9 protein-coding genes and 1 pseudogene are annotated in these 12,438 nt (G+C 51.1%); 2 read left to right on the top strand and 8 right to left on the bottom strand.

Annotated features, from left to right (window positions below; all coding sequences use genetic code 11):
• Positions 1-6: 6 nt before the first annotated feature.
• From BLR08_RS25000 to BLR08_RS24980, 5 genes are all read right to left on the bottom strand, one after another.
• Positions 7-3,072 (bottom strand): DUF4838 domain-containing protein, encoded by a 3,066-nt coding sequence (locus tag BLR08_RS25000; RefSeq protein WP_072336505.1) that lies wholly within the window; start codon positions 3,070-3,072, stop codon positions 7-9.
• 260 nt (positions 3,073-3,332) lie between these two features.
• A complete protein-coding gene (locus tag BLR08_RS24995; protein WP_072336502.1) occupies positions 3,333-4,886 on the bottom strand; it encodes an extracellular solute-binding protein in 1,554 nt (517 codons plus the stop codon).
• A gap of 47 nt (positions 4,887-4,933) precedes the next feature.
• Positions 4,934-5,809 carry a carbohydrate ABC transporter permease gene (locus BLR08_RS24990; RefSeq protein WP_072336499.1) on the bottom strand — a complete coding sequence of 292 codons (876 nt, stop codon included), beginning with the start codon at positions 5,807-5,809 and terminating at the stop codon, positions 4,934-4,936.
• An 18-nt stretch (positions 5,810-5,827) separates the two neighbouring features.
• The gene (locus tag BLR08_RS24985; protein WP_256257769.1) at positions 5,828-6,745 is read right to left on the bottom strand and encodes an ABC transporter permease; all 918 of its coding nucleotides are present in this window, start codon (positions 6,743-6,745) and stop codon (positions 5,828-5,830) included.
• 36 nt (positions 6,746-6,781) lie between these two features.
• Positions 6,782-8,596, bottom strand: coding sequence for an FAD-dependent oxidoreductase (locus tag BLR08_RS24980; protein WP_072336496.1), 1,815 nt, complete (start codon positions 8,594-8,596; stop codon positions 6,782-6,784).
• 443 nt (positions 8,597-9,039) lie between these two features.
• Here BLR08_RS24980 and BLR08_RS31300 point away from each other — a divergent pair, with 443 nt between their 5' ends.
• Both BLR08_RS31300 and BLR08_RS24970 read left to right on the top strand, forming a co-directional pair.
• The gene (locus BLR08_RS31300; RefSeq protein ID WP_177314006.1) at positions 9,040-9,516 is read left to right on the top strand and encodes a helix-turn-helix domain-containing protein; all 477 of its coding nucleotides are present in this window, start codon (positions 9,040-9,042) and stop codon (positions 9,514-9,516) included.
• Positions 9,517-9,681: 165 nt separating this feature from the next.
• Complete coding sequence (locus BLR08_RS24970) at positions 9,682-10,092, top strand: hypothetical protein (RefSeq protein WP_143014451.1); 411 nt, start codon at positions 9,682-9,684, stop codon at positions 10,090-10,092.
• A 51-nt stretch (positions 10,093-10,143) separates the two neighbouring features.
• On the opposite strand, the gene BLR08_RS24965 is transcribed toward BLR08_RS24970, so the two are convergent.
• The 3 genes and pseudogenes from BLR08_RS24965 to BLR08_RS31500 form a co-directional block, all read right to left on the bottom strand.
• Complete coding sequence (locus BLR08_RS24965; RefSeq protein ID WP_072336487.1) at positions 10,144-10,932, bottom strand: arylamine N-acetyltransferase family protein; 789 nt, start codon at positions 10,930-10,932, stop codon at positions 10,144-10,146.
• 38 nt (positions 10,933-10,970) lie between these two features.
• The gene (locus tag BLR08_RS24960; protein WP_072336484.1) at positions 10,971-11,732 is read right to left on the bottom strand and encodes a class I SAM-dependent methyltransferase; all 762 of its coding nucleotides are present in this window, start codon (positions 11,730-11,732) and stop codon (positions 10,971-10,973) included.
• A 517-nt stretch (positions 11,733-12,249) separates the two neighbouring features.
• Positions 12,250-12,438 (bottom strand): annotated as a pseudogene (locus tag BLR08_RS31500) (IS110 family transposase); the annotation flags it as partial.

The following is a 12,438-nucleotide window of genomic DNA, read 5'->3' as shown; positions in this document are numbered from 1 at the left end:
TTGGACTTACATTCCGTAAACAGATTCGGTAACAGTCCGGCTTGGGTTCATCGCACCGTTAGCGATCTCTTCAGATTTTAAACCCGTTGGGGCTGCGGGTGGGGCGACAGGCGTTACATTTGCCGAGAGGGTTACCTGCACGACAGCGCTATAGTCAGCAGACATATTTCCGGCCGTATCGATTGCCTTCACCCTGAACCTGCGTGTCATACCAGGCTGCAGTCCGCTGAGGGTATGCGCATTCGTTGTCGTTTTGATCGTTTCAAGCACTCCCCCCGGAGGATTCTGGTTCAGCACTTCCAGACTATACCCGGCAATTTGGAAATCTTCATAAACGGTAGATGGATTCCAGCTGATATATACCTTGTCGACGGAGATTTGCTGAACCTTCAACCCAGTCACCGTTGATGGCGGATTCATGGTTACGCGTGCGTATGCGCTATAGTTAACCGATTTATTTCCACCGGCATCGATTGCCTTTACCCTGTACCTGCGTTCCATGCCGGGTTTCATTCCAGTGTCGATATATTCATTTGTCGCAGTTATAACCGATCCCAGCACTCCCCCTACGCTCTCGCGGTTCAGTATTTCCAGCTGATATCCTGTAACTCCCTTATTATCTGCGGGTATATCCCAGGTTAATTTCACGGTGTCGGTGCCGGGGATGTGCGCAGCCTTCAAGTTCTTCACATCTGCAGGCGGGAGATAATCCAGTTCCGTATTGACCTGCCAGAGCATGGCAGGACCCATGATCCCCCCGGTACCCAGCTCATCTATGTCTTCATTGCGCACATCAACAACGATCAAATTGGGCTTGCCGAATTTAACGGCCGGCGTAGCGTCGAATTCCCAGGGCTTGGTCAGACCCGTACCCTTCTGCACCAATGACAGCTCTTTGCCATTCATCCAGACTCTGGCTGTCTCATCGATACTGCTGAACCAGAGCCTAATTGGCTTGCCTGTGTCGAATTCCTGAGCAATGTCTACCGTTGTCCGGTACCAGGCATGTCCCTTGTAATAACGAAGTCCTTGAGCGGACCAGGTCTCTGAATAGGTTTTCAGCTTCCTCCAGGATTCCGTTCCCAAGCCGGGCTTCCAAAGCCCCAGGTCAACCCCGGACGCATTGGGGAACAGCTTGACATTCCATTCGTCCGGCAGCTCAGCGACCAGCCGGTTTCCATTGCTAGTCCGTTGTTTTCCTCCATTTACCATCCTGTCAAAAAACCACTCTACATAGGTATAGGATTTATAGCTGCTTAAAATCGCAGGGGAGTGAAGAACAGCCTGTTCCCTGAAGCTATAAACGTTATTGAGCTTTTCCTTTGCCGCATCAAAGTGAAAACGGTTGAACTGCTTGAGCATGTCAAGGAAGTTTTCACTGAAACCATAAGCGATGCTGATCATATCGATCCGTTTGGCATATACCGAATCAGATGCCACCCTCGCCTTCGCTTCCCCAAGTGTTCGTGCCATCTCTTGCATGACTTCATCGGTCAAAATGTGTGGAAAATCATACATGTTTCCGGCAGAATAATCCGCTTTTGCAAAAGCATTTTCCAAGATGTCAAAATGCTCCTCCATCGGCGCTGCCGCAGGCCCATAAAACTTTGTAAAGTAGTCCTCCCGCAAAGCTTTCACATCCAGATCGGGGTTCCACATCATCTTGGCTGCCAGATAAAGTCCCAGGCCGCCATACCCCCACTCCGGCGTAGTCTCGGCGCGTATCCCTACAACACCATGATCCTTGAAATACTTGTATTCTGTGCCTACTCTCTCTGCCAGTGAAACAGGCAAGCCCGGATCGGCCGGGTTATACAGATAGTCATAGATCATCACCGTAGGACTTACTTTATTCCAGCCGTCGATAACTTCTTTTAGATAATTACGTTCCCAGGCAAGCGGATTTCCGATGCTATGGATCCGATCCAGGGTGAGAGAAGCAATCATCGGTATGATTCGTTGATTTGGCGTCCACCGTACGGGCGGATTGTAGTAAGTGTTATAGGCGTAGAAAACAATGTTCACATCTTGATAGCCTTCTTGTCCAAGCCTCTCCAAAACAAGATTAAAAAATTTGATATAGCGATCCGTCGTTGATAATGCTCCTGTTAATACATCCCGATCGTCCCCGTCCCATTCGGAGTCCGGCTTGAGTACCAGCACATGTCCGTCGCTTGGTCCCATACTCAAATATTCAAGATTGGGATTTTTCTGCAATTTTGCAAGCGACTCTGCTACGACAAGATCCAGCACCTCCGGCTTGGTCACGTCGAGGTGGATCGACGGTGTTCCGTCGGCGTTGGGCAGATACAGATCCGCGCGTGTTGTTCGCGAAGGAGGAGCACTCAACAATTCATGCGCGCCTACTGTCTTCTGATTCAGGCGTACATGCTCGACCCAGGGTGCAGCCTCTTCCAGATTGACCCCCATCGGCATTCCGGTAGCCCATAAGTATGGCGCAGCAGCCTGGAAAAAACGGAAAGAAAGACCCGGGTGCTGGATGGTGTCCTGATAACGGACTGCAATGGTTGTCAGATCCGGAATGACCGTTCCGATATTGCCGGGCATGAACCACCGTACGCCGAGTTGCTCGAGGAGCTCGTAAACGGCATAAAGACTTCCTTTGTCATTATCCTCCAATCCCACCAACTGGATAGCCTCCTGATCAACATGCAGCCGGAAGGCGTCGGGTTCATCTCCCGCGGCCCGGATTGCCTCCTTGTGGGGGCTTGGGGCGGCACTTCCAATATAGATCTTGATTCCGGCCACATCGGCGGGATTGTTGACAACAGGCAACTCCGCTTCGGATATTTGTTTTATGTAGTCCTGGAGTTCCTGTGCTGCCTTCTGTTCCGGTTCGGTTGCACTTGGCGAAACAATAATCGTAGACTTCGCGATTCCGTTCTCGACCAATACGAGGTCAGAATACGTAACATTCATCACGTTGTGCAAAGCTTCCATGCCAGTCCCCTCGGGTAAACCGGTTGAGTCATTGTCAGCCAAACTCGAGGGAACGAAAGAAAACAACAGCGCTATAATCATCCCCCAGCAAAGAAATTGCTTTAATTTCAAGTTAATCAACTCCCTTTCCTAATGATTCAAGGTTTTTCGCGCCGATGCCCCGGGAAGGATAGGTATCCAGCACGAAATGTAAACGTTTACATCAGTAAAATCGACAGCCTGCTGCTTATCATCCTGGGTCAGGTTTGGAAGCCTCCCGGAATGAGCATCCGGGAGGCTTGGCCTGCGGGCCAAATTTTTATGGTTTTATTCCTGGTAGAGGATGTTTAACCCGCCTTACTGCGAGACGAGAGTGCCAACATCCTTTCGTATTACTTCTTGCTTTCCATTTGGGCGATATAATCGTTCATTTCCTTCAGATACGTTTTGCCGAACTTCGTATTCCAGTCCTGCAGCACCTTCTTGTACTCGGACGGCTGCGCATCGCCGATAATGATTTTGGTCGTCACTTCGCTAAACTTTTTGTTGAAGTCCAGGTAAGGCGGCGTCTTTGCGATCGCGGGGGTAAAATCGCGGTCCTTGGACATCACGATTCTTTTTACGGCCTTCTCGATATTCGGCACGAGCTTCTGCTTGAGCTCCTCCGACATAGCCGGGTTGATGAAGAACATGTAATCGTTGGCGCGGCGAACCATATTTTTGCGGACGAAGGTTTCCAGCGGCGGCTCCACATAAGTGCGCTTGTTGTTTTCCACCTTGTAATCATGCCCTTCCACGCCGGTGTAGATCGTCTCCCAGCCTTTGTCCGACAGCATGTAGTCGAATACGTTGACTACTCTTTGCGGGTCCTTCGCGTTGCGCGTTATCGCCCAGAAGCCCCACAACCCCGTTCCTTGTCCCAGTCCCTTCATCTCGCCCTGCTCGTTCTTCACGAATACATAGGCAAGCTCGAACTTCGGATTGATTTTTTTACCGGCATTCAGGAAGGTTTCGTAATGACCTGCAAACCCGTCGATTGCACCCGTTTTGCCGCTTTGAAACCGCTCCAGCGTTTTAGTGCCGTCGATCGAAGGCGAATCCGGATCGATCAACCCTTCCTTGAACAGCTTGGCCGATAACTCCAGTGCCTTCGTATATTGATCGGAGCTCAAATCGTATTGGGGATTCATATAGCTGTACTCTCCGCCGCTGGACTTTTGCCAGCCATACAGACCGAGCTCGTTTTGGAAAATCGGCTTCATCGATTTATCAACGCCTGCGGCCGTTCCAAACCCGTACGTATCATGCTTTCCATTGCCGTCCGGATCTTCCTTGGAAAATTTGCGCATGATCTCGATCATCTGATCCAGCGTAATTTCGTTGTTATCCGGAAGCTTGATATTCAATTTATCGAGCCAGTCTTTTCGGAGCCAGTATCCGTCGGAGCGAATAACGGTCGTGCGCGGAATGCCGTAAATTTTGCCGTCGTTGTTGACCCGCAAGGCGTCCCAAGAGACGTCATACGAATATTTTTTAATGTTCTCGGCGTTTTTCAGATAGTCATCGATCGGAAGGATAACGCCGTCCTTAAGCGCTTTCAAAAAGGCGGCATCGTTGGGACTCGGAAACCAGACAACGTCGGGGTAATCGCCCGTTGTCAGCGATAGTTGAAGCCGCTCGGTGTAGCCGGTCGCCGGCGGTATGTCGAATTTGATCTCCGTATTCGTTGCTTTCTCGATGGATTGAACAAGCAGTTTGTCCGTCTCCGACAGGTTGGAGGATGCAAAATTGCCCATAATCTTCATGCTTACTTTGGATTTGGAGGGTTCAGACGACGCCGACGGCTTTGGATCGTCGGCGTCTGCCGGCTTGTCTTTGCTTGCGCATGCGGTAACTCCGGCGAGCAGCACCGCAGCCCCTATCCCCGCCAATACTTTTTTAATCATTTTTTCTGCCTCCCTTTGAATGTTTGTCTATGACAAGGGCCATAGGATCAACCTTTTACGGACCCCAGCATAATTCCTTTGACAAAAAACCGCTGCAGGAACGGATACACCGACAATATCGGAAGCATGACGATCATGATCGTCGCGTATTTCAGCTTCTCCGGCATGACGTTCATATTGCCGATCTCGGCGCTGTTGCCCCCCGCAGAAATTTGCAGCATTTGGGCGCCTACTATGACCTCCCGCAAAAACAGCATCAACGGCCAGTTTTCCACGCTGCGGATGTAGATGATCGCCGAGAAAAAGCTGTTCCAGTAGCCTACCGCCGCGAACAGCGTCAATGTGGCGATAATCGGCATGGAAAGCGGAACGATGATTTTGAACAAAATGTACGGCTCGGAGGCGCCGTCCATTTTTGCGGCTTCCTCCAGCTCCTCCGGAATGTTTTGCATGAAATTGACCATCAAGATCAAGCTGAACGCGGAGAACAAACTGGGAAACACGAGTGCCGCCAGCGTATCCAGCATCCCGAGCGAGCGAATCAAATAAAAGTTCGGAATGAGTCCGCCGTTGAACAGCATCGTGAAGATGACCAAATTGATCAGAATCGCTCTGCCTTTCAGATGCGTTTTGCTGAGCGGATACGCCGTGATGATGTACAGAAAAATGCCTAACGCCACGCCGCTGACGGTGACAATAAACGTATTCAGATAGCTTCTGGCAAGTACGGGATGCGACAGGATTTCCTTGTAGGCGTCGAACGATATTTCGCTCGGCCATATGCGCATCGGGTTTTGCATATACGCGGTATGCGAGCTGACCGAAACCGCGGCAACGTTCAGAAGAGGGTACAGCATGACCACACAAATCAAGGACACGATGAGATAGATTGCGATGTCAAACAGCTCGATTCTTTTGTGCATATTCCTTTTGATCACCTCCTACCATAACGACTTTCCGAATAATCGTGCAATCCGGTTGGCAAATACGATCATAATAAGTCCGACTACCGACTTGAACAAACCGACGGCCGCCGTAAAAGAGAGCCTTCCTTCCAATAAACCGACCCGATACGTATAGGTTTCAAAAACATCCGCCACTTGGTAGGTAGCCGGATTGTACAGCAAAAATATTTGCTCGAAGCCGATATCCAATACGCTTCCGACCCGCAATATCAAAATAATGATGATCGTGGCCGCTATGCCGGGAAGCGAAATATACCATATTTTTTGTACACGGTTTGCCCCGTCGATCGTAGCCGATTCATAAAGGGCCGGGTCCACGGACGTAAGCGCGGCCAGGTAAATAATCGTTCCCCACCCGAGCTCCTTCCATATTTCCGCGGAAACCAGTATCGTCCGGAAATATTCGGGCTTAAGCAGGAAATGAATAGGCTCCCCGCCGAAATCGACGATCAGCCGGTTGACCCAGCCTGACGAGGGAGACAGCATGTTGATTATGATGCCGGATATGACTACCCACGATATGAAGTGGGGCAAATACAGCACCGTCTGGGCGACTCTTTTGAACAGCAGATTCCGCATTTCGTTCAACAGAATGGCCAGTATGATCGGTGCAGGAAATCCGAATAAAACTTGATAGAAGCTAATAATTAACGAGTTTCGTAAAATCATGAAGAAATCGTCCGACTGGAAAAGATACCGGAAATTTTCGAAGCCGACCCATTCGCTTCCCGTTATGCCTTTCACCAAATTGAACTCCTGGAACGCAATAACAATGCCGAACATCGGAATGTACTTGAAAATAAACAGATATACAAACCCCGGTATAAGCAAGAAATACAGCCACTTGTTTCTTCTCATATACAGCCATGTAGGACTGAGTTTGCTGTTATTCATCTCATTCTCCTCCTGAGGACCCTTGCGCAAGCGGCGTTATTCACAAACGATTTCAACCACCCGCGCATGGTCCAAACCGTTCGTAGAGATGACCTCTAGACGGAGCGTTTTCAAACCCTTCAACGTGACCGGAAGATGTATCATGCGCTGGAAATTATCCTTGACATGTGCGATTTCCGTCGTTTCGCGCCCATCAAACGCGACCAGCTTAAACTCCTTCAGCGTTTCGGCTTGCGGCCGCCCCCACTGCATATACTTTTGAATCGCGCCCAAATGACACAGCATGAGCAAGCGGTGAAGCCCGGTATCCAGAACGACCGTAATCCGGGAAACCGTTACCGGCTCCTCCCATTGCAGCTCCAGCCAAGGATTGTCGTCTCCCGGTTCGGACATCCAGCGATGCGTGCCCGTTGTCGTCAAGTCGGGCCGTACCCCCTTCTCCCCATGAACCGCGCGAGTATGTCCGTCCGCAACATTTTCGCATTTCCCTTGCTTTTGTTCGGACGATGCCGAAATTCGGGCAAGCTTCGCGAGATTTCCTTTCAGCATCATGCCGGGCAAAAAAGCACCCTGCCGAAGCAATTGCTGCTGAGCCTCATTCACGACACCGCTTTCGCGCCACGCTTGTTCCAGCGGCATCTTGCGCTTCACCGCCGTTGCCGCGAAGGTTCCAAGCCCTTCTCCCATTACCGCGCACGTCGCCATCACCCTGGTGCTGGAGAAAGCGATATGGGTAGCCGATAAATTACGGCCGGCGAACATCAGATTCGATATGTTCTTGCTGATCATCGAACGCAGCGGAATGTTGTACAAATAAGGCGTAAACGGCTGATTGCACGGCTGCTCGTCCTTCGCATCGATACCTTGGGGAGGATGCGTATCCATCGACCAGCCGCCGTAAGCGATTACATCATCGAAATCAACGGCCTGCTGAATATCGTTTTGGGTCAGCACGTGCTCGCCGATAAATCTTCTGGACTCTCTTTTTCCCGGAAGAAAACCGAACCAATCCAGGGCCCAATTTTCCGAATCGGGGTGATTGCCGCTGTTTTTGATGTGATCCCATACCCCCAGCATGATCGCCAGCAGCTCGTCGCGGATATGCTCGTTATCCTTGATCGTATCCAGCGTGCCGCCGAATTCCACCCACCAATACCCGAAATCCCAGGCGTTGTGGTCCCTAAACTGCAAATCCTCCTCCGTAAACTTGCGTGCCCATATCGGCGGAGTAAACGGCATCGGACGCCCCATATCCTTCGATGTGAACAAAAGAGAGGAGCCGAGACGGTAGGAGTCCCTGTTCTGGCTTGCGCCGGACTCGTCATATTCCCCGGCAGCCTCGCGGCCAGTCGTAAAAGCAGCCCCCGCTTCAACCCCCAGCCTGCCGTCGCCCGTACAGTCCGCAAAAATGTCGGCACGAATCGTAAAACTGTCTTCCGTGCTTTCTCTCACCGCGTAAACGGAGCGAATACGGGAATTTTCGACCTCGGCAGCAACAACCGTCGTATTCAGCAGCAACGTCAGATTCGGTTCGGCGCGGCATTTCTCATACAGAATCAAATCCAGCATACTTGCGCTCCGCTGCGGATTTCTGACCGCGCATTCTAACATGATTTCCTCGATAATGCCGGTCTCTCTGCGCTCCGTCTCCAACTCCTTCCCGATGGTGGACGCGCCGGATATATTCATGCGGATCTCAGACGAGGCGTTTCCGCCAAGAACGGAACGGTCCTGGCATAAAATGACCCGGGCTCCGTTGCGTGCCGCCGCCAATGCAGCCGCCACCCCTGTCATCCCGCCGCCTGCGATCAGAACATCCGCATCCAATATTTTTATATCGTTCTTCCCCATATCCCTTGACTCCTTTGCATGCTATGATATCTTTAATTACATATTACAACCATCCTTTCGGTATTTGAATTCATAAAATTTCTTTTAGCATATCCAAAATTACATGTCCGACGAGGTGATGCGAGATGCCCGCAGGCTGGCCTGAAATAGTGTATCATATTTACTGGCTCAAAAAAGGTAATTTCTTAATGGAAGCGGATACCTATGTGACTTGGGTCCTTTTTGCGGTGGAGGAAGGAAAATTTGAATACCAGATAGGAAAAAATTACGGAGTGGCCGAGTTCGGAGAAGTGGTCGTGTGCCCGCCCCAGATTGCTTTTCATCGAAAAGTGCTAACGCCTTTAAGCTTTCATTCGATTACGTTCACCCTCCCAGAGGGAGTGCCGCAGCAGCTTTTGCCTCTTTTGGAGCAACGGAAAATAAGGCTGCCGCAGGTCCGGCGATTGTCCGAAAATTATGCCAGCTTGAGGCAGGCGGATCAACAGCTATCCTTTGGCTCCGATGATCAGAAGCTGAAGCAGCACTATTTGGCGGACATTTGGCTGATGATCGCGCAGCAGGCGATGGAATCCCCCGATACCGGGCCTTTACAGGATCATGACGAACTCATTCGCGATGTCGCGATATTTTTGACTCACCATGCCCATGAATCAGTCGAAATGCGGGATGTCGCGCATCGGTTCGGAATGACGCCCGTCCAGCTGATCCGCAGATTCAAAAACAGCTACGGCGTCAACCCGCTGCAATATTTAACGACGTTTCGCGTGAAGCAGGCATGCAGGCTGCTGCTGACAACGGAGTGGACGCTCGATGTCATAGCGGGAAGATGCGGCTACGAGACCGGCTTCTACCTCAGCCGTGTGTTCGGCAAAACGATGGGCATGAGCCCGTCCGAGTTCCGCAAGCAAAATAGGTATTAAGCGATTTTGCAGCTGCACGCTCCAAAGAGGAGCATAGCGCAAACCTCGAATCAAGGCGCTGCTCCTCTCTACCAGACGGCGTGGCCCGGGAGTTGTATGTTCAGAAAGCAAAAAAGACGAATCCTTCCAAACGCGGAGGAATCGTCTTCATTAAGGAGGAAAATTGTGAACATGCTAAACCTTTCCTCGAAACAGTTTCTGACAATTGTTACCTTCTCAACCGTAATATTCGTAACCGGATGCTATAAAGCGAGTTCTTCTGAACCCGCTTTACCCATTAGTAAAATCGTGGAGTCTTCAAAAGAAACGGCTAATTGGGAGATTAAAGTTTTCCCCGATACGTTAAGAAACGGTTACTATAATGTTCAGATAATGTATAAAGGCGCAAGTCCCGCCAAGCATGTCAATATTCAAATCATTGACGGTTTTACCGTGAACATGCCTGAGCAAGAAATAAAACCAAACACGGTAGCGGCAAACTTACAAGAGATATATGTTCAAAGTCCCGATAAGGCCAAATTTAAACTGTCATGGAACTCGAATCATGCAGACCATACGGAGCTGATTGAATTCTAGCTTAGCACAGACGGACTGGTCACGGTGTGGCCAGTCCGTATAACACAACCACTACGGTTCCAGCTCCAGCCCGAAATAAGTCCGCAGCGCTTCTTCGTACTCCTCCTGCGAGCCGGGGACAAATGTCTGTACCCCCTGTGCCGTGAAAAGGCGAAACTCCTGGCCCGCCAGCGTATGCCGCCCTTCTCTCGTGCGGATAGCGACGATAGGCCCTGCCCGGAATACGGAGTCGGGCGAATGCTCGCACCAATAAGACGCCATGATAAAGTCCTTCGGCAGCTGCCGCTCTTCGGTGAAGGAATAGATTCGCCTCCACTGCCCATGATAAAGCTCGGTTAGCAGCCAACCGTACTCCGCATCCCGGTCCAGACGATAGCATTCCTCGCCCTGCTGCTGCTCCAGCCCTTCCTCCATAAGGATCGGACGGCGCGGGACGATGCCGCCCACTCCGACATCGCATAAATAATCGCGATTGTCCGCCTGCACCCGCAGCACATGATGACGGCGCATCGGCGGCGGATTCGGCTCGTCCCGCCAGAAGCGCGCTACATAATCGGTCACTTCGAAGCCTAGCTCCCGAAGCAGCCAGCCAAACAGGGCATTGAGTTCAAAGCAATAACCTCCGCGGCGGCGGTGAATGATTTTCCCGATAAGATCATCCAGCTGGAGAGAAAGCGGAGTGCCCCTCACAATATCCAGGTTCTCATAAGGGACGGCGTGCAGATGGCATTCCTGCAGCTCCTCGAGCGTAGACAAGCTGCGATCCGGCGTACCCTTGAAGCCTATGCGGTCCAGATAAGCGGACACCTCCGGCTTCAGATCAAACTGCGCATAATTCATCTTCTTGCACTCCTTTACTCAATCTGAATCCGGGCAGCTTACACCTCGCCCCAGAAAACCTCCGTCTCGTAGTCGAAGCTGATCCGGCCGTTTTCCTTCGTACGCTCGAACAGCCGCCCCAGTCCCTGCTTCAACGGTTCATGGTTCGGCTGCCCTTCGGCCGGCACATAGGAGGAAGACAAGGCCCGTCCGATCAGCTCCTCCAGATTGAACAGCTGGGCGTTCGTGAACTTGACCTCGCGCATATTTTGATCCCGGAAAAATTGCCTTAGCTGCTCCGGGGAAATATTTTTATGCATCATCTGCGCGTAATCCGTACTGTACTGGCGAAGCAGTTCCTCGTAGCCTTCGAGAAACGGAGTGCCGGTTGTCAGCCGGGAGTTCCAGATCAGCACCGCCTTGCCGCCCGGCTTGAGAATGCGGTGAAACTCGGCCTGCGCCGCTGGGCGGTCAAACCAGTGGAATGACTGAGCGCATACGATAAAATCAACCGATTCCTCCGGCAAACCCGTCGCTTCCGCTGCGGCGGCAATCGAGCGGTACCGCTCGTGGGAACCCAGTTCCCGGTCCGCCGCCTCGCGCATCGCCTGATTCGGCTCCACGGCTACGACCTCGCTGCCCCTCTCCAGCAGAAGCCTGGAGAAAATGCCCGTGCCTGCTCCCACATCGGCGATGAGCGAGCCCGGCTTCATTCCTACCGTACTGTACAGATAGTCAATCGCTTCTGCCGGATAACTCGGCCGGTATTTGACGTAATCCCCTACCCGGTTCGAAAACCTTTCCTTGCTGTCGCCGCTCAAACGGATCACTCTCCTGACGGAACGTTTTTGGCCAGCCTGCACTTCCGTTATTTTGTTTCATATGATGAAACGTAATTTCATTCTGCTTCTTTATTATAGGAGAGAAGCGGCGGGCTTTTCAACAACCTTCCAATCGGGCAGTCCTGGCTGGGATCGGCGGCGTTAAGGACTCCCAAGAGTCCAAGCGTTGCAGCGATCTAACCTGCTCCGTCAAATTGATCATTGTGGATGACATGAAGCCTTCACACAGCAACGTAGCTGAGCCGAGATCGAACCCGTAAATTTGTACGAATTTCCGTACAACTCTGCCCCTTCCACGAGATAATCAGAGCTTTTTATACGATTTTTCGTATAGTACATACACTTTAGCCGTCTAATTGGGCCTATGTGTATGGTTTTTCTGTGAAAATACGTTAAACAGATGAGTGTGCGATTTTCTGTTTTTAGGCAATACAATGCCCGGGATCTCCATTTCAATGAGTCCATGTTTATCCTGTCTATAAGTTGGTAACAATAATTAACTTGCTCGTTTTTTTGGTCCGCCTTCTAGGTAAGCTTCTTTGTTTTTAAGCATGTTATAGGCAATGACCAGTATGGTTCGTGCAACAGCAATGCAAGCTTTCTTCTTTCCACGCCTTGATGCGATCTTCCAAAATTTCGTGGATAAACCGTTGTTTCTCGTACGAGCGATTGCCCAGGCCGCTTC

Origin of the sequence: Paenibacillus sp. cl123, assembly GCF_900101595.1 — a bacterium.
Classification (GTDB): Bacteria; Bacillota; Bacilli; order Paenibacillales; family NBRC-103111; genus Paenibacillus_G.
Note: the sequence above shows the minus strand (reverse complement) of the source record. Positions and strands in the feature narration are given on the sequence as shown.

Coding starts and splice junctions, on each gene's coding strand:
- BLR08_RS24995 (WP_072336502.1), bottom strand. CDS start 4,886: ATGATTAAAAAAGTATTGGCGGGGATAGGGGCTGCGGTGCTGCTCGCC.
- BLR08_RS24990 (WP_072336499.1), bottom strand. CDS start 5,809: ATGCACAAAAGAATCGAGCTGTTTGACATCGCAATCTATCTCATCGTG.
- BLR08_RS24985 (WP_256257769.1), bottom strand. CDS start 6,745: ATGAATAACAGCAAACTCAGTCCTACATGGCTGTATATGAGAAGAAAC.
- BLR08_RS24980 (WP_072336496.1), bottom strand. CDS start 8,596: ATGGGGAAGAACGATATAAAAATATTGGATGCGGATGTTCTGATCGCA.
- BLR08_RS24965 (WP_072336487.1), bottom strand. CDS start 10,932: ATGAATTATGCGCAGTTTGATCTGAAGCCGGAGGTGTCCGCTTATCTG.